The sequence below is a fragment of the Paenibacillus sp. FSL M7-1414 genome, assembly GCF_038003195.1.
Classification (GTDB): Bacteria; Bacillota; Bacilli; order Paenibacillales; family Paenibacillaceae; genus Paenibacillus; species Paenibacillus amylolyticus.
Window position 1 is genome coordinate 5,215,447 of sequence record NZ_JBBOOS010000001.1, and the last position, 17,281, is coordinate 5,232,727.

At 45.5% G+C, this 17,281-nt stretch carries 16 protein-coding genes; 2 read left to right on the forward strand and 14 right to left on the reverse strand.

Translation table 11 applies throughout. The annotated features are described in order from the left end of the window. Nucleotide 1: 1 nt before the first annotated feature. The gene (locus tag MHH92_RS22635) at nucleotides 2-880 is read left to right on the forward strand and encodes an SDR family NAD(P)-dependent oxidoreductase (RefSeq protein ID WP_340906425.1); all 879 of its coding nucleotides are present in this window, start codon (nucleotides 2-4) and stop codon (nucleotides 878-880) included. Between the two features lie 70 nt (nucleotides 881-950). On the opposite strand, the gene MHH92_RS22640 is transcribed toward MHH92_RS22635, so the two are convergent. The 9 genes from MHH92_RS22640 to MHH92_RS22680 form a co-directional block, all read right to left on the reverse strand. Further along, entirely contained in the window at nucleotides 951-1,778 is an 828-nt protein-coding gene (locus tag MHH92_RS22640) for a sugar phosphate isomerase/epimerase family protein (RefSeq protein ID WP_340906428.1), read from the reverse strand. A gap of 146 nt (nucleotides 1,779-1,924) precedes the next feature. Continuing rightward, complete coding sequence (locus MHH92_RS22645; protein ID WP_340906430.1) at nucleotides 1,925-3,247, reverse strand: LLM class flavin-dependent oxidoreductase; 1,323 nt, start codon at nucleotides 3,245-3,247, stop codon at nucleotides 1,925-1,927. Beyond that, nucleotides 3,229-4,425 carry an MFS transporter gene (locus MHH92_RS22650; RefSeq protein ID WP_340906431.1) on the reverse strand — a complete coding sequence of 399 codons (1,197 nt, stop codon included), beginning with the start codon at nucleotides 4,423-4,425 and terminating at the stop codon, nucleotides 3,229-3,231. The genes MHH92_RS22645 and MHH92_RS22650 overlap by 19 nt, the downstream gene beginning before the upstream one ends. Before the next feature lie 146 nt (nucleotides 4,426-4,571). Further along, complete coding sequence (locus tag MHH92_RS22655) at nucleotides 4,572-5,015, reverse strand: GNAT family N-acetyltransferase (RefSeq protein WP_340906433.1); 444 nt, start codon at nucleotides 5,013-5,015, stop codon at nucleotides 4,572-4,574. Between the two features lie 245 nt (nucleotides 5,016-5,260). Beyond that, entirely contained in the window at nucleotides 5,261-6,160 is a 900-nt protein-coding gene (locus MHH92_RS22660; RefSeq protein WP_340906435.1) for an ROK family protein, read from the reverse strand. Nucleotides 6,161-6,188: 28 nt separating this feature from the next. Further along, nucleotides 6,189-7,661 (reverse strand): glycoside hydrolase family 32 protein, encoded by a 1,473-nt coding sequence (locus MHH92_RS22665; protein ID WP_340906437.1) that lies wholly within the window; start codon nucleotides 7,659-7,661, stop codon nucleotides 6,189-6,191. A 25-nt stretch (nucleotides 7,662-7,686) separates the two neighbouring features. Then, complete coding sequence (locus MHH92_RS22670; RefSeq protein ID WP_155985154.1) at nucleotides 7,687-9,297, reverse strand: ABC transporter substrate-binding protein; 1,611 nt, start codon at nucleotides 9,295-9,297, stop codon at nucleotides 7,687-7,689. Between the two features lie 55 nt (nucleotides 9,298-9,352). Further along, nucleotides 9,353-10,234 carry a carbohydrate ABC transporter permease gene (locus MHH92_RS22675; RefSeq protein WP_036617174.1) on the reverse strand — a complete coding sequence of 294 codons (882 nt, stop codon included), beginning with the start codon at nucleotides 10,232-10,234 and terminating at the stop codon, nucleotides 9,353-9,355. Between the two features lie 16 nt (nucleotides 10,235-10,250). Then, the gene (locus MHH92_RS22680) at nucleotides 10,251-11,111 is read right to left on the reverse strand and encodes an ABC transporter permease (protein ID WP_223200008.1); all 861 of its coding nucleotides are present in this window, start codon (nucleotides 11,109-11,111) and stop codon (nucleotides 10,251-10,253) included. Nucleotides 11,112-11,651: 540 nt separating this feature from the next. Between MHH92_RS22680 and MHH92_RS22685 the strand changes: the two genes are divergently transcribed. Beyond that, nucleotides 11,652-12,728, forward strand: a complete 1,077-nt coding sequence (locus MHH92_RS22685; protein ID WP_282320495.1) for a LacI family DNA-binding transcriptional regulator — start codon at nucleotides 11,652-11,654, stop codon at nucleotides 12,726-12,728. A 119-nt stretch (nucleotides 12,729-12,847) separates the two neighbouring features. On the opposite strand, the gene MHH92_RS22690 is transcribed toward MHH92_RS22685, so the two are convergent. The 5 genes from MHH92_RS22690 to MHH92_RS22710 form a co-directional block, all read right to left on the reverse strand. Further along, a complete protein-coding gene (locus MHH92_RS22690; protein WP_036617166.1) occupies nucleotides 12,848-13,666 on the reverse strand; it encodes a purine-nucleoside phosphorylase in 819 nt (272 codons plus the stop codon). A 536-nt stretch (nucleotides 13,667-14,202) separates the two neighbouring features. Beyond that, entirely contained in the window at nucleotides 14,203-15,204 is a 1,002-nt protein-coding gene (locus MHH92_RS22695) for an endo-1,4-beta-xylanase (RefSeq protein WP_340906451.1), read from the reverse strand. Between the two features lie 238 nt (nucleotides 15,205-15,442). Then, nucleotides 15,443-15,790: a hypothetical protein gene (locus tag MHH92_RS22700; RefSeq protein WP_081746078.1), complete on the reverse strand. Its 348-nt coding sequence runs from the start codon at nucleotides 15,788-15,790 to the stop codon at nucleotides 15,443-15,445. 135 nt (nucleotides 15,791-15,925) lie between these two features. Further along, nucleotides 15,926-16,798, reverse strand: a complete 873-nt coding sequence (locus tag MHH92_RS22705) for an aminoglycoside phosphotransferase family protein (protein WP_340906453.1) — start codon at nucleotides 16,796-16,798, stop codon at nucleotides 15,926-15,928. A 33-nt stretch (nucleotides 16,799-16,831) separates the two neighbouring features. Then, entirely contained in the window at nucleotides 16,832-17,260 is a 429-nt protein-coding gene (locus MHH92_RS22710) for a GNAT family N-acetyltransferase (RefSeq protein ID WP_179086557.1), read from the reverse strand. Nucleotides 17,261-17,281: the final 21 nt, after the last annotated feature.

Here is a 17,281-nt window from a genome sequence, read left to right on the forward strand (position 1 = left end):
CATGAAAACTAAACATCCCATTATTGTAATTACCGGAGCAACAAGCGGTTTAGGGCAGCTTGCAGCCATGGAACTCGCCAAACGCGGGGCACATCTTATACTTACAGCCCGAAGCAAGGAACGTGCCGAGGCTACCAGGTACAAAATCAAGGAGATCATGCCTTCTGCCAAAATCGAATTTTTCTATGGAGACTTATCCTTACTGAGTGATGTAAAACGTGTTGGGCTTGAGATTGCAGCCGCTTATCCGCGTATAGACGTACTTTTGAATAATGCCGGACTTCATGCTTTTGAACAGCGAGTCACGTCCGAAGGATATGCCGAGATGATTGCCGTCAACTATTTGGCACCTTGGCTGTTAACGCACACATTGCAATCTTCTCTGATACAGTCGGGCCATGCCCGTGTCGTCAATATTGCATCTGAAGCTTCGCGGAATCACGGCACTCTGGTGTTGCCAGATGACTTAACGGATATCACTCCTTTTACTGCACGCGGTTCCTCTCCAATCTATGGCAAAACCAAACTGCTTAATATTATGTTTACTGGTGAACTAGCCAGACAATGGCGTGGAACCGGAATTCGCGTAAATGCCTTGAATCCTGGTTTTAATGTTACGGGTCTTGGACGAGAGCTATGGTTTGCAAGTGTGCTTGAACGCATGTTAACCTTATTGCATATTGGCGACCCGCGCCGGGGTGCGGATATCATTACTCGGTTGGCTGTGGATTCGAAGTATGGCGAGGTATCAGGAGGATATTTTAATGTGGGAACTGGAGCATCTATTGTTCCTATACATCCTGGCGGAGATGAGGCCATGCAAAACAAACTGTGGATCGTTACGAAACAACTGATGAAAGATCACGGCGTGCTGGATTAATCAAAAAAGAACAGGGGTGTTCCATAAGCCATTAACATAGCTAGGAACAACCCTTCCTTTTTTCAGTAACTTAGATTGCCGCAAATACCTTGTCAAAACCTGCTTTCGACTTAGCCAATATTTCACTCAAACTTAGGGTCGGCGCTGGAGTTAGTACTTCCTGAGCCACTACACCATTGTAACCAATCGCCTGTAGATTTCTCAGAAATCCACCCAGATCAATGACCCCATCGCCGGGATACAAACGCTCATAATCCAGTAATTCTTCCACAGGCAAATCATAAGCATCGTTGATGTGAACATGAACAATCTGCTCTTTCTTCAGCTTCAGCAGATCTTCCATCGGTAAACCATTTGTATGCCAGTGATAGGAATCTACGAGCAAACCTACGTTAGGCGCATGGATCGTCTCAATCCAGTCCAGCGTATCTTCCACACGCCAGATAAACGGATTCTTCCATTGCGTCCGCAAGTGATGGCATCCCACAAACTCCAGACCCAACTTAATCCCGTAAGCGTCCAAGATATCTGCGCAGAGTCTCAAACGTTTCGTAGCCGCTGCCATAAATTGCGCTGCCGGTTGATCCGTTGAGGGTAAAATATACGTGCAACAGCTGTAACAGTCCAGCGAAGCAGAAGCTTCTGCCATAGCGACCAACGATTGCAATCCCTCACGGAATTGCTCATCTGTCGTCCGCCACTCCACTGTCAGACCCGATGAACCGATGATCACCTGATTACTTTCTAGCAGATGTTGTGCCTGTTCCTTGCCATACGTTTCAATCAATGAGAGCGGATTCAAATCTACAGATCCGAATCCGTGCTTGGCCGCATCTATGATATATTGTTCATCAGACTCGATATTGCCCAGTCCCGCATTCGTTAATCCTCTAATCATCCCAATTTCCTCCTGTGACTCGTCTGGAATTGCTGCTTGTGTATCATTTTCTTTATCATTTTATAATAGCAGTACTCTCCGAAAAAGAAACCATCAAAAAAGAGCCGCAACAACGTTATATTAACGTCATTACCGCTCTATCTTTTTTATCTTACACTCTCTAACGTATACCGGTTACGCGGAATCTCAAGACCCAGATTCTCCCTTAGCGTCTCATGTTCATACTCCGTACGGAACAGCCCTCGTTCTTGCAGAACCGGAACAACTAACTCCACGAAATCTTCCAAGCCATTGGGTACCACGGTACGAACATTGAATCCGTCTGCCGCTTCGCCTTCAAACCATTCCTGAATCTGATCTGCGATCTGATCCGGTGTACCAATGAACGATGTACGCGGGGTAGATGCCAGCAATGCCACTTGGCGCAAGGTCAGCCCCTGTTCTCTTGCCTGCTGCTTGATCTTGTCCGTTGTACTGCGGAAGCTGTTGCTGCCAATCTCCCCAATCTCGGGAAAAGGTTCGTCCAGCGCGTGCTGGGAGAAGTCATAATGATCGAAGTAACGTCCCAGATAATTCAACGCCTGATCAATATTCACCAGTTCGGCAATTTCCTGATATTTCTGCTCCGCCTCTTCCGCTGTTCTACCCACAATGGGGCCGATGCCCGGGAAGATCAGGATATCCTCTGCCTTGCGTCCATAAGCCACCGCACTTGCTTTCACATCGCGGTAGAACTCCTTAGCTTCCTCCAGTGTCTCATGTCCCGTGTAGACGGCATCTGCCGATCGGGCGGCCAGATCTTTACCAGATTCAGATGAGCCCGCTTGGAAAATGACCGGATGACCCTGCTTCGAACGCCCCACATTAAGCGGACCCTGTACCGAGAAGTGTGTTCCCTTGTGATTCAACGTATGTAACTTGGCAGGATCGAAAAATACGCCCTGTTCCTTGTCTCCGACAAAGGCATCGTCTTCCCAGGAATCCCAAAGGCCTTTGACCACATTCAGATGTTCTTCCGCAATTTCGTAGCGTAGCGCATGGTTCGGATGTTCGCCTTTGCCAAAGTTCAGTGCCGAACCTTCCAGAGGCGAAGTAACCACATTCCATCCGGCTCTCCCACCGCTTAATTGATCCAACGAGGCAAATTGCCGCGCAACCGTGAAGGGTTCACTATAGGAAGTAGACAATGTAGCAACCAGCCCGATGTGGGAAGTTGCCCCGGCGAGTGCGGACAGAAGCGTGAGAGGTTCGAAGCGATTGAGAAAATGAGGATTGGACTTCTCGTTGATGAAGAGGCCATCTGCAATAAAGAGCAGATCAAACTTCCCTTTTTCCGCGATACGTACCTGCTTCTTGTAGAACTCCAGACTAACGCTCGCGTTAATCGGAATATCCGGGTGACGCCAAAAGGAAATGCTGTTACCCACTCCATTCAGATTGGCTCCCAACTTCAATTGTCGTTGCGACATATATATTCCTCCCTATGTTGTGGTGATGACACTGCCCAAGCCGCTCCCAGCAATACAATTCCTGTGAAGAGAAAAATAAACGGAATGCCGATCCATCCACCGAGCAAACCACCGATTAACGGTCCAAGTACAATACCGAACTGACTCGCCGTCTGACTCAGACTGACAGCCCTCCCACGAAAATCGTGATCAGCATACTTGATGATCAGCGCATTAAGTGCCGGATAGACTGCGGCAAAGAACAAACCATAAACAAATCGCAGGCTGCCAAAATAAATCAGATTCGTTGCTGTCATTTGAAGCAGACTGCCAATTCCACCGCCAATCAGACCAATAAACAGGGTTTTCTCGTATCCGATCCTTCCACCAATCTTCCCCCATCGCGGCCCCATAATGACCGTTGCCACACCAATCGCCGAGAAGACAATCCCTGCACTAAGTGTTGCACTGCCAACATCTCCGCCAATCTGAACCACATAGAGCGTCAGCACCGGTTCGATGATGAGCACGGAGGTCGAGACTAGGAGAATCAAACTGTAGATTCGCATCAAACCCGGCGTGGAAGCCGCTCTTTTCAAATCCCCTATGATCCTTGTTGGTACTATCGTACGAGCTTGTCGTGACTCCTTAACACCGAGGACCATCAGTGCCGCGAGTAATGTAATGACAGCCGATGCAATGAAACATCCCCGCAGTCCGATCCAGTGACTTAGCACACCTCCAGCAAGAGGACCAAGAATCCCGCCCGCAGCGCTGGCCGTGGAGATCACGCCAAGTGCATAACCCACCTGTTTCTCCGGAGTATTGGTGCCAATCAGTGTAATCGAGGCGGGATGAAAACCAGCCATGAGTCCCTGAAAGACCCTTACCGCGATAAACGTATACGGATCGTAAACAAAGAAGTTAGCCAGATGTGCAATGCCTAGCCCCACTCCGGAACGGACCAGCATCAGTTTGCTGCCATATTTATCAGCCAGTGATCCCCAGAAGGGTGCGCATAATCCACTGATCAGAAAGCTGATGGAGATCGAAATACCGGACCAAGCTTCCAGACCGCTCTGGATACCAAGATCATTTTGCAGAAATATAGGAAAGAACGGAACGGACAGCGAGTACGCCATATGATTAAAAAACAGGCCGAACCACAGAATATACAGATTTCTCTTCCATTGTGGCATCTTGGCATTCTCCATACTATATAATTCCTATATAAAAAGTAGGTTATTATCCATATTAGGGTAACGTCATCAGAAAGTATAATAGAAAAGTTCAATAGACCCATTCAAGAATTAAATGAATGGGTCTACTACATATCGCGATCATACTATTCCGACAATTGGACCGACATAAATACATCGACCTCATCTTCACTGTCCAATATAAATCCAAATCGTTCATACAATCGCCGAGCAGGGCTTCCCTGCAAAACATTTAACATAACCCGTTTCCCCTGAACTTCAGCCTGTTCAAGCAACATGTTCAGTACATGAGTTCCTATTCTCTGGCCTTGATAATCGGGATGTATGTAGAAATGTTCCAATAGATATGCCTCAGCCTTGGGCTTTAACGCTACACAACCTACCATTGAACCCTCCACTTCAATAATCTGTGTCTGGGCAGGATTGAATGTATTCCGGAAACGTTCACGCACCTTCACATCATCGTACCTTCCCAGTCTGGTTAGATCATCGTATAATACCAAGGCTCGCAAATCAGCGAGTTGCTCTTGGTCTGCCTGTACAGCTTGACGCATTGTGATTGGGTTCATTTGTTGAATTCCTTTCCATTAGAGACACGTTAATTTTTGAATGTCTTATCGCACTATAGAACACTAAAAATCATACCTTTGGCAGCTCACTTGAGCAACATCGGATTTTAGAACGCACTATATTTTTCAAATATATTGAACTCCTCAAAAAAATAAAAAAGCCCAAAAAGGACGGTGCATCATTGGCTTATACAAATAAGCGAACCCGCAGCCATCCCTTCTGGGATGTAGATTATTATAGAAAACTATGAAACATGTGAAGCTTGTGCTGCATGTTGCAATGCTTCCAGACCCAGTGCTAACGCACCACACAGGCCTGCATGCTGGCCCAATCCGGGCTGCACAATATATTGGTCGATATGTTGCGTGATTGGGGCTGCATTTACATAACCATTGAGATTCCGCACTACCTGCTCCCGGATCATAGGAAACAGATGATCTTGCTGCATCACACCACCGCCCAAGATGATCTTCTGCGGCGAATGAAGCAAGATGGCCGTTGTAATCGACTCCGCAATGTAAAAGGACTCAATCTCCCACGCCGGATGATCCGCCGGCAGTTCACTGCCAGGGATCTGCCAACGGGCTTCAATGGCTGGCCCTGCTGCCATACCCTCCAGACAATCGCCATGATACGGGCATAATCCGGCAAAGTGGTCGTCTGGATGGCGTCTTGTCCGAATATGTCCACCCTCGGGATGTAACAATCCATGGACTCGTTGGCCCCCTGCCACGAGTCCAACACCAACGCCTGTGCCAATCGTGTAATATACACAGTTATCCAGCCCTTGCGCTGCTCCCCACGTCACTTCACCGAGCGCAGCAGCATTCACATCCGTATCCCATCCAAAAGGAACCGGAAATTCATGCTTCAAGGTTCCAATCACATTACAGTTTCCCCACCCAGGCTTAGGTGTGGTCGTAATATAACCATAGGTGGGACTATCCGGTTGCAGATCAATCGGACCAAAGGAGCCGACCCCTATGGCTTCCACATCTTTATCCCTGAAATAGTCGATCACCTTGGCAAGAGTGGTCTCCGGATGTTCTGTTGGAAAGCTGATCCGATCTTCAATCTGTCCATGCTCATTACCTATACCACATACAAACTTTGTTCCGCCCGCTTCTATAGCTCCAATACGCATCGTTTTGGGCTCCTTTCCTTCATTACAATTAACCTTTAGCCTTGGTTGATGATATCTCATAGATATGAAGTGAAGAGAAGAACAGATCTGTATTTTCGGCATGAGCAGAGATGCCTTGGCAATCCGCATCCGGATAGATCAGATCCGTGATAACCGCCTGACCATCATTTGCAAATACCTCCACAGATGAATGATCTACAAAGATACGCAAACTTTGATTTCCATCCACTTCTTTTAACTCAGCTGTATGACGGCTCAGGAAAAGTTCATGAAAATTGCCGATGCCCGATCGACTACGATCAACGTACACTTCACTTCGGATCGAGTCTACACCAACGACCGTTTCGTGATCTGCGCCGCTTCTTAGTGCAAAATGGAACGTCTGATCCTGAGCCCACTCTGCATGGATCTCATAGTTCACGAGTTGCAATGCGTTCAACTGCTCACTCACTTGCTGAATCGAAGCATCCTGTAGGGACAATACTGGCGTACGGGCTTGCTCAAGTTCACGTGCAGGACGTTGAATCAATATAACTTCTCCCGCTCTTGTCTCCAGTGTCAACTCCCGGGCAATGGTCATTGCTCCACGGTAATCATTGGTTGGCGTCTGGTTGGCATACATCCAGTTGCTCATCCAGCCGATAATGAGGCGTCTTCCATCTTCCTCAGGAACGTCAGACCAACTAACTCCTGCGTAGTTATCCCGACCATAATCAATCCAGCGAATCGTCTGGGATGCCTCGTCTGGGACAAATGTAGTTCCATCAAAATCTCCGGTAAAATATTGTGTTCTGGAGCCTTCAATAAAAGCAGGATCTGCACCGATGCTAACGAGCATCACCCATTTCTCCTGCCCTGAATCTCCATCTACTGCAAGCGGGAACAGGTCGGGGCATTCCCACACGCCATCGTGTGAACCAATACCGGCTCCAAATTCACTTCCTAGCGTCCAATCCTTCAGATTGGGAGAACGATACAGACATACCGTTTGACCACAAGCGATAATCATAACCCACTCCTTGGTCTGCTCATGCCAGAACACTTTGGGATCACGGAAATCAACAAAGGACTCATGCTTTAATACCGGATTACCCTCGTACTTAGTCCAGGTTCTGCCGTTGTCTTTGCTATACGCCAGACTCTGGGTTTGTATGGCATCTTGGTTTTTAACTTCAAGATGATGGGTGAAAATAGCAACCAATCCTGGCTCACCCTCAAAGAATCCGGTCGTATTATTCCAATCCACTACGGCACTTCCCGAGAATATAGTGCCATTCTCATCGGGGAGTAAAGCTATTGGTAGTTCCTCCCAGGAGATCAGGTCCCTGCTCACTGCATGGCCCCAATGCATGGGGCCCCATGTAGTTCCATGTGGGTGATGCTGATAGAACAAGTGATACTCCCCATTGAAAAACACCATGCCGTTTGGGTCGTTCATCCACTTCTCTTTTGGTGAAAAATGGTATTCATTTCTGTAATCTTGTTTAAGAATTGTCGACATTATGGTTTCTCCTCCGTACTTTTCTTTATTTGTTATTACGGTCATATCCCGCTTGTTTAATCTGTAGCCATTCTTGCAATCCAAGGCGATCCAACTCTTTCAAGTAAGCATCCCATTCCTGATCTATTTTCCCGTTCTGATACCATTCTGTACGCAGACGTAACACGTAGGCGAAGAGATCGGTCTCAATCGTGGACAATCGATCCAGTTCATCAATGGAGAAGAACACACTTGGATATACGTTCTCCGCTTTCATATGCGGAACCATAACCTTGTCGAGAAGTTCCATGCGCCAAGCCGCATCTTCCGGTTTGGTTGTGTATTTGTCATAATAACTGTCGAGAATGGCCAATGGTCCTGCGATACTGGTTTTTTGTCTGAGTTCCACAGGTGCAGATCCTTCCAGTGGAAGATGTTTCAGCATCCCTTTGGCTTCATCGAATTCAAAAATATTTTGCTGACTCTCGTCTCCATAGGTACCCCAGTTGTTCTGCACAGATTGGAGCGGATCGTACAGTTGGTCTACCCACTTCGCTGTAGATTCCAGGTTTTTATTGCTGCTGGTAATGACCATGCGACCACGATCAAGCCCAATCCCGTTTGTTCTTGTGACATTGACCTCTCCGTTAGGCCCGGCAACAGGAGGCAGAACATCATACGTATCATTCATGCCTGTAATGTTAGCCTTATCCCATGTGAAGTACATGCCGTACTTATTATCCTTGCCTTTCGCAAGATACGTGTTCCAATCCTGCTGGTACGATTCGACATCCACGAGGCCTTCCTTAACCAGCTCATGAATGTATTTAACCGCTTCCTTGTAGCCTTCATCAGCTGCCGTGAAGACCACTTTCCCATCATTGGTTACCACGGTATGATCCCAGTTCTCTCCGAGTCCAAATGCCGCAAAGAGAAATGTCAGATCTTCTCCGCCCGGTTTGTTAATGAAAGATAACGGAATTTCGTCGGCCTTACCGTTGCCGTTTGGATCTTGAGTTTTGAACGCGATCAATACTTCTTTCAGCTCTTCGGTTGTCGTTGGCATCTTCAGTCCAAGCTTGTTCAGCCACTCCACATTAATCCAGGGCAAGTTATCCACTGCCTGAATCCGTTGTTTGCCACTTCCGAGTTCTTCAATCCATGGGAATGAATAGATATGTCCGTCTGGAGCCGTGATCATGCTCTTGTATTCGGGAGCTTCCTCCAGCACCTTTTTCAGATTGGGCATGTGTTGTTCAATCATGTCCTCAAGTGGAATGATCGCCCCGTCCTTCGCCAGTTTCAGGAGATCATAATCCCCGTAACCTGCATCAAAAATGGCATCCGGCAAATCACCGCTGGCGACCGCCAGGTTTCTTTTTTCTGCAAATACATCACTCGTATAGTTCTTCCAGTTGATATGCACATTGGTTTTCTCTTCGAGTCGCTTGTTAATCAGCTTGTCGTTTGGATCAGCGGGAGCCAGCGGAGAGCTCTGTGTTATAAAATTCAATGTCACCTTGCCATCAGGGGATTGCGCCTCACTTGCCGCGCCGCCGCCTCCACCTCCGCCACAGGCGGTTAAAAAGAGCATTGCAGATAACATGGAAATGGATGCCGTTGTAACGGCTTTTCTGGATTTGTTCACTTTTTTCATAATAATGACCTCCATGAGTTGGATTGGATCAACTTACTGTATCGCAGGCTGTTCACTATTTGAGGGAACCGACCATGACACCTTTTTCGAAATACTTCTGGAAGAACGGATACATGATGATGAGTGGCAGACTCGAAATGACAATCGCTGAGTATTTAATCATCTCGGAGAGCCGTTTCAGTTCTGCCATCGCGAGCTGATCACTGATCATGCCCGGTGCAGCCTGATTCTGAATCAGAATGGAACGCAGAACCAGCTGTAACGGATGCAGGTTCGGATTATCGAGATAGATCATTGCATCAAAATAGGAATTCCATTGCCCAACGAACGCATAAAGTGCGAGTACAAAAATGATCGGTTTCGACAACGGAATGACGATCTGGAAGAAAATCTTCATCTCAGAGGCGCCATCCACGTTTGCAGCTTCTTTCAGTTCTCGAGGGACTCCTTTGAAAAAGGTTCTCGAGAGAATGATGTTCCAGACGTTAACGGCTCCAGGGATGATGATCGCCCACACCGTATCAAGCATGCCGAGATTACGTATGAGTAGATAAGTAGGGATTAATCCCCCGCCGAAGAACATGGTAATGATAAAGATAATCATGAAAAACCCACGTCCCGCGAGCCTATCATCCGACAATGCATAACCTGCAAATATGGATACAGTCACGGTGATTAGTGCAAAGGAAACCGAGTACAATACCGCATTTGCAAACCCCCGGATCATGGCTGGATTGGACAAAATCATCTGATATCCGTCCAGACTCCAGTCCGATACATTAAAGGACAGTCCACGATTCAGTAACACCGTGGGGTCCATGAATGAGGCGATAACAATATAAATCAGGGGAACAACCACAACCAGTACAGCACAGGTGAGAAAGATGGCATTGAGTGTGAGGATCAATCGATCCATTCCCGTGTGTTTAACAACCATGGATAATACTCCTTTCCTAATAGAGGCCTTCGCCTTCATTCAATTTCTTCACAATCAGGTTCACCGTCACCAGCAAAATCACATTGATAACCGAGTTGAACAATCCAACTGCCGCAGAATAAGCGTAATCTCCAGACTGTAACCCCACCTTGTAGACATACGTGGCAATAATCTCGGAGGACGGCAGGTTCATGGACGTCTGCATCAGATAAGCCTTCTCAAATCCAATGGACATAATCCCGCCAGCTGCAAGAATAAAGACGATGGCCATAATCGGACGAATCGTTGGAAGGTCAATGTGGCGAATACGCTGAAGGAGATTGGCTCCATCCAGATTAGCCGCATTGTGAAGCTCCGGATCCACATTGGCCAAAGCCGCGACGTATATAATGGAAGCCCAGCCCGCTCCGGTCCAGATATCGGACAAAATGTAGATCCAGCGGAAATATTCCGGTTCAGACATGAACATGATCGGCTGACCTGTAATCCATGTGGCTAATTGATTAATTGGCCCTGTCGGTGAGAGGAAGATGAACAGCATACCCACAACAACAACAACCGAGATGAAATTGGGTGCGTACAGAAACAATTGAATATTTTTCTTGATGCCAGCTTTGCGTACCTGATTCAGCATGAGTGCCAGTAAAATAGGCACCGGGAAACTGAATATCAATCCCAAAAAGCTGAGTTTAAGCGTATTCATTAAAATGATATCGAAATTGGGTGAAGCTATAAATTTCTCGAAATGCTTCAGTCCTACCCAATCACTACCCATGATGCCTTTGATCGGACTGAAATCCTTAAACGCAATGATGGCTCCGTACATCGGAATGTACTTGAAGATAAGAGTCAAAATTAAGGCTGGTGCAAGCAACATATATAAAAAGTAATTTTTTTTGAGCTGCTGTAACCTATGACCGCTTGTCGTCCTCACTTTCAGTACCCTTCCTTCGCCCTTTTTGCTGTCGGCTATGTTATCCAACACGATACCCCCGTTCATTCTAGAAGTTGACAATTGTTTTCAGTAAGGGCTTTCAATATTTACAATTGCCTATTTGATAATTTACAATTTATCAGGTTTCAACGGATTTAGTCAATACGTTTTGTAAAAAAATATTTGTGCATTTGATCATTTCATCTTTGCATTAATGTAACTAAAGAGGATTAAATTTGCATATATACAGCACTGAATCGTTAATACCCGCATAGATTTTTCTATATCATGACTGTAATAGATTATCATTGTTACACTAATTAACAAAACTTCTGGAACAATTATGAAAATAGAATTCGACTATCTAAATGTAAATGTAATTGTGCATTTGTAAAACAGAGATTGCTATTTGTCCCGTTCTATTATACATTTGACTTAGAGAAGAATATGGATGACTATTGATGATTAGAGGTGAAGCATTAGATGGCAAAGGAAAAAGTCACGATACAAGACATCGCTGATGCTTTGGGGATCTCCAGGAATACGGCTTCCAAAGCATTAAATGATAGCGGAAACATCCCGGATGAAACCCGAAATCGTGTAATTAAAAAAGCAATTGAACTTAAATATAAACAGTTTGCCTATATGGACAATGAGCATGTTCTAACCAAGGCTCCGGGTAATATCGCCCTGTTAACTGAAAACCTGCCTAATACATCTCACTTTGGTTCGTTGTTAATCAGTGGTCTGGAGAAAAGAATCAGTGCGGAGGGATACAATCTCTCGATTCATATCGTGCGTGAAGACGATCAAGATACACTTACACTTCCCAACAATTTTGATATAGCCAAAGTAGACGGCATCATTTGCATTGAATTATTTGATCTAGAATATACACAGCTGATTACCGATCTAGGCATTCCCACCATCTTTATCGATTGCGCTTCCAACATATGTTATCCCGAATTCAAAGCAGATCTGTTACTCATGGAGAATGAACATAGCATCTATCAGTTAACCACAAAATTAATTGAGAGCGGCTACACAAGTATTGGATTCGTCGGAGATTACAATCACTGCAAGAGCTTTAATGAACGATGGGTTGGATATCAGCGTGCTATGCTGGAGGCGGGGTTGCAGGTCGACCTGTCCCATTGCATCGTAGATAATGATCGCCTGTGTTTCTCCAAGCCAGGATGGTTGAACCAGCGAGTGGAAGAGCTGGCCTCCCTACCTTCCGCTTACGTATGCGCTAATGACTTCATTGCAGTTGATCTGATCAGGGCGTTAAAAGACAGAAATGTCGCTGTGCCACAGGATATTGCGATATGCGGATTCGATAATGCACCCCAATCTCGAATTATTGAGCCAGCATTAACGACGGTTCATATTTATAGCAATGAGATGGGCATTAAGACTGCGGAGATGCTGTTATCCCGGATTAATAGTCCAACACAGCCGTATCAGGTCTCCCACATTGTGACCAAACCCATCATCAGGGAGTCCACACCAGCAATCATGGCCGATCATTCTCAGATGGTTCATAGTTCTGCAAAATAAAAAAAACGTATGTCTCACGAGTAACAACTCGTGAAACATACGTTTTTTTGTGGTTTCGATTGGGTTGGATGAAAACTCTATCCTATCCATCGTGGCCTAGATAAAAAATCATCTCGCGATTAGATCTCTTTCAAAATGCCTTTTACAAGTCCGATAAAGGTTGTTTTCACTTGCGCAGCCACTTCAATAACTTCATCATGACTTAACGGCTGATCCAGAATACCACAGGCCATGTTGGTCAGACAGGAAATGCCTAGCACCTTCATACCGCCATGAATGGCAACAATGGCTTCAGGTACTGTGGACATACCCACTGCATCCGCACCCATCGTACGAATCATGCGAATCTCCGCTGGTGTCTCGTATGCCGGGCCACTCCACCATGCATAGACTCCTTGCTGCAGGCCAACATTCTGCTCTTCTGCAACCTTAAGGGCAATGCTGCGCAGTTCGCGATTGTATACCTGTGATACGTCTGGGAAACGAACACCCAGTTCAGCATTATTCGGTCCCATCAACGGGTTATTGCCTACCAGGTTAATATGATCTGTAATGAGCATCAGTTGACCCGGCTCAAAGCTGGTGTTGATGGCTCCGCAGGCATTGGTGATAAGCAATTGCTCGACACCCAGCGCCTTCATGATCCGAACGGGGAAAGTCACTTCGTCCAATGTAAAACCTTCATAATAATGAAGGCGGCCTTTCATCGCTACAACCGTTTTGCCCATGAGTTCACCAATAACCAATTCATTGGCATGGCCGATAGCCTCAGATTGAGCGAAATACGGAATATCTGTATACGGGATAACGGTCGCATTTTCAATCTCGTCCGCGAGCGCTCCCAGTCCAGAACCCAGAATCATGCCTACGGCAGGTTTGGTATGGATTCGGTTTAATATGTAATCTCTTGCTTCCTGAATATGTGCGGATTGATGCATAATGATATCCTCCTGATGATCTGAATTGAGTTAACGAAAACTGAGTTAATGAGGCGTTACTCATCAAGTGTAATGAACAATGGTCATGATGTAAATGGAAGCTGTTCTATATACAATAAAAAAACGACCCTATGCTCCAGAATCGTTTAAAAACATGGACATACCCTATTCCAATGTATATTTGTTTCTACTTTTCATGTAATCGATTGTCATGATCAGTAACAGCATCAATGTAGCAAACATCAGCGGTTTGGCAAAAGTACCTTCTTCAAAGATACAATAACTAAATATAAAATTTCCGGCAAAAGTAATTAAATAATTTCGGATGTAATCCATCTTCTCATCTCATTTCAGGAAAGAATTTGGTTCACCATTTCTTCAACCCTATCACATAATCCCATTTAATACCATATTTTTTATCATCCATACAAATCAACGCCTCTAATCATGCACGAGATAACCGCACTGTATAATCTATATTGACTACAGCAAAAAATCGGCCACATCGTGACCGATTCTCTCCACTTCCCTGATGTTTAGGACATAGAATTAATGATACGCCAAAATGATTCCTTAGGCTGCAACTGCTGATCAAAAACAAAGGGCCAATTTTTGCGTCCGCGTACCGGGAAATGGTCTAACCAGGTATAATTGTCCGCTACTCCCCAGAACGTCACAGAGGTAATGGATGATTTATACTCACGGAACAAATTAAAGATTTCTTCATATCGACGCTCCTGTAGCTCAGCCATCTCTGAAGTTGGCGCGGTGAGGTCCGTTCGACGATCCTCATGACGAAACACGGACATATCCAGCTCCGTAACATGCAACTGCACATCCAGTGAAGCATAACGCTCAATAGCCATTCGGATCTCCTCAATTGAAGGACCATGAATATTCCAATGCCCCTGCAACCCAATCCCGTGTACAGGCGCTCCCTTGTCCAGCAAAGACCGAACCAGATTGTAGATCTTCTCCCGTTTGACCGGATCCGTCTCATTGTAGTCATTATAGAAAAGAAAAGCATTTGGATCAGCTTCATGAGCCATACTGAACGCTTGTAGCAAATAATCTTCCCCCACCAGCTCTAACCACTTCGTGTCCCGCATGAACAGGTCGGTCTTATCTTCAACAGCTTCATTAACGACATCCCACGCATATATTTGCCCCTTATACCGACCTACTACCGTATCAATATGTTGCTTCAAGCGAGATAATAACAGCTCTCTGGAAGCGGGAGCACCTGAGGTATCCTCAAAGACCCATTTCGATGTTTGATTATGCCAGACCAAAGTATGTCCGCGGACCCCAATCCCTTGGGCAACAGCAAAATCAACAATTTTATCCGCCGCCTCAAAAGTATAACGATCCTCTTCCGGGTGAATTTCTTCGAATTTCATCTGATTTTCAGCCGTGATACTATTGAAATGTTTGGCGATGAAATCCCCTTCGGACTGCAACATTCTGGTATGTACAGCAGCACCTATTTTGAACGTATTAGCGTACGTAGCATGTAGTGATGGAATTTCGGTTGGCATTTACAATTCCTCCCTGCCATTTTTTATCCATCATATCGTTTGTTGAATACGCTTACAATGAACAAATTATACTTCTCCCCCCTCATATTTAACTATTTATGATCCTCGGCCCTGTTTGCACAACAAAAACACCTCCACGTATGTCCGACTGCTCATCGCAACAGAACATTTCTTCGAAGGTGCTTTGTGGTCGTGATGTTCAGTTAAATTCACTCATATACAAAGAGGATATGAAGCGTTACAGCTTGTCTACCTGTAACAAGGTCACCTGTTTCACTGTGCATGCCGGGTTAATTTGCTCCTCGGACAGAATGTTTAGCTTAATCAGGCTTTTCAGCTTATGGCTGTCTACCTTGGACAACAATCGCCAGATGTCCGGGTCTGGAAGAGAAGCATACAGCTTCTGATCATCGTATTCCTTCCGGTTCTGCAGCACTGTTTTCACGGTGTAACCACCAACCTGCGTCTCATAGACCCCTTGTTCTGCACAATACGCGACAATCTCATCTCGTAGTACAGACAACTGCTGCTCAATATCTTTTTGCTGCTGCTTCAGTTCAAAGTACGTTTGCACTTTCTGCTCCATATCGATCACGCTCCTCTACTATCATAGGTATGCGAGGATCGCTAGTTTAGGACTGGCTGTTTATTTTAATTGAAAAATGCGGTCTTTCTATTACTTAATCGTATACTGTCGTCATTGTGTATCCCCGTATTACGATTACAGCAGATGTTCATTCAAATATGGATTATGGACAGCCATGGTGTGAACCCTTTCCATTACATCTGGCCCCATGGGTACATCCCCAACGCGTCTTAACAGAATCCAGCGCAGACAAGCTATCGCTTCAAAAACCTGCTCCTCTTCCAGCGTGTACGGATAACTTGCAGAACGTGCAAATTGAGCGTGATACATCTCGCCGTAACTTTCCCCATTATAGATGGTGATCAGAAACACAGACCATGCCATATCGTATCTTGGATCGCCGTATTGCCCATTCGTCCAGTCGATAATGGTGTAATGGTCGGCCATCTCAAGAATGTTTCCCAGATTATAATCGCCATGAATCAAGCGGTCCTGTCTGATCTGGACCTGCTGGATCAAGTTTTCCAGAAGATCATTTATATCGTCATGTAATTCAATTTGAGGAAAAAAGTATTGAACAAAATCGTACCTGAATATGTATTCTTCATCTTCCCCAGTACCCACTTCATTCACCGGATAACGATGGACCTCCATTAATCGCTCAGCCAAATGTGTCAGTTTGGTTTGTGTCAATTGGGTAACCGGCTTTCCGTCATAGCTTGTTAATAGCACTTGATTCTCTTGCTCGTCTAATCCCCAACCGTAGGGTTTGGAAACACGAATTCCACTTTGATAAAGCTTGGACAATAGTCGATATTGTTTGGCGATATCCGGTTTGGAATCCTTGTCCCAGACTTTCAAGACGTACCGCTGATCTCCCATTTCGATTTTCATCACAGTTGCTTCTAGTCCAGGTGACAAGGGAATGCTCTGATACTCCTGTTTAATCACCTGCTGAATACGTTCATCTAGTTCTACCCAATTCACCTGGCTAAGTTGAATCGTCATCGGTCTCCTCCTTCCATGATACACAAGATTAGATTATAATCGTTTATCAAATACCTTCTGCCATTTCTTCTCTTCATATCCGATAGCTATATAAAACCGATGTGCAGATTCCCTTTTTCCGTTACAACGTACCCGAATGTTATCAAAGCCGTTAACCCGAGCCCACTCCTCGCATTCGCTCATGATTATCTTACCAATCCCCATCCCTTGATGAATCCCATCCACAACTAGTCCACCAATCTCGGCAAAAGATGGACTCTCAATGGAATGTCTTCCCTGTACATGGCCCCAGCCTACGACCCTCGAATCAATCTCAGCCACACATACATAATGGTCTGGTAAGGAAGAGAGAAGAGTTAGTCTCTCCTTGATTTCTTCAGTTGTGCTGACATAACCCAGTTGATGGGATAATTGACTCATCACTTCGCCATCCTGAATCGTAGCTCTCCTGCAATGAATCATCACTTCTCCTCCGTTCATTCA

What these genes read in the sequence shown, in the direction of transcription:
- MHH92_RS22690 (WP_036617166.1), bottom strand. Translation starts at nt 13,666, where the DNA reads ATGCATCAATCCGCACATATTCAGGAAGCAAGAGATTACATATTAAAC.
- MHH92_RS22640 (WP_340906428.1), bottom strand. Translation starts at nt 1,778, where the DNA reads ATGATTAGAGGATTAACGAATGCGGGACTGGGCAATATCGAGTCTGAT.
- MHH92_RS22665 (WP_340906437.1), bottom strand. Translation starts at nt 7,661, where the DNA reads ATGTCGACAATTCTTAAACAAGATTACAGAAATGAATACCATTTTTCA.
- MHH92_RS22700 (WP_081746078.1), bottom strand. Translation starts at nt 15,790, where the DNA reads ATGGAGCAGAAAGTGCAAACGTACTTTGAACTGAAGCAGCAGCAAAAA.
- MHH92_RS22695 (WP_340906451.1), bottom strand. Translation starts at nt 15,204, where the DNA reads ATGCCAACCGAAATTCCATCACTACATGCTACGTACGCTAATACGTTC.
- MHH92_RS22650 (WP_340906431.1), bottom strand. Translation starts at nt 4,425, where the DNA reads ATGCCACAATGGAAGAGAAATCTGTATATTCTGTGGTTCGGCCTGTTT.
- MHH92_RS22705 (WP_340906453.1), bottom strand. Translation starts at nt 16,798, where the DNA reads ATGACGATTCAACTTAGCCAGGTGAATTGGGTAGAACTAGATGAACGT.
- MHH92_RS22675 (WP_036617174.1), bottom strand. Translation starts at nt 10,234, where the DNA reads ATGGTTGTTAAACACACGGGAATGGATCGATTGATCCTCACACTCAAT.
- MHH92_RS22670 (WP_155985154.1), bottom strand. Translation starts at nt 9,297, where the DNA reads ATGAAAAAAGTGAACAAATCCAGAAAAGCCGTTACAACGGCATCCATT.
- MHH92_RS22660 (WP_340906435.1), bottom strand. Translation starts at nt 6,160, where the DNA reads ATGCGTATTGGAGCTATAGAAGCGGGCGGAACAAAGTTTGTATGTGGT.
- MHH92_RS22685 (WP_282320495.1), top strand. Translation starts at nt 11,652, where the DNA reads ATGGCAAAGGAAAAAGTCACGATACAAGACATCGCTGATGCTTTGGGG.
- MHH92_RS22655 (WP_340906433.1), bottom strand. Translation starts at nt 5,015, where the DNA reads ATGAACCCAATCACAATGCGTCAAGCTGTACAGGCAGACCAAGAGCAA.
- MHH92_RS22645 (WP_340906430.1), bottom strand. Translation starts at nt 3,247, where the DNA reads ATGTCGCAACGACAATTGAAGTTGGGAGCCAATCTGAATGGAGTGGGT.
- MHH92_RS22710 (WP_179086557.1), bottom strand. Translation starts at nt 17,260, where the DNA reads ATGATTCATTGCAGGAGAGCTACGATTCAGGATGGCGAAGTGATGAGT.
- MHH92_RS22680 (WP_223200008.1), bottom strand. Translation starts at nt 11,111, where the DNA reads ATGTTGCTTGCACCAGCCTTAATTTTGACTCTTATCTTCAAGTACATT.
- MHH92_RS22635 (WP_340906425.1), top strand. Translation starts at nt 2, where the DNA reads ATGAAAACTAAACATCCCATTATTGTAATTACCGGAGCAACAAGCGGT.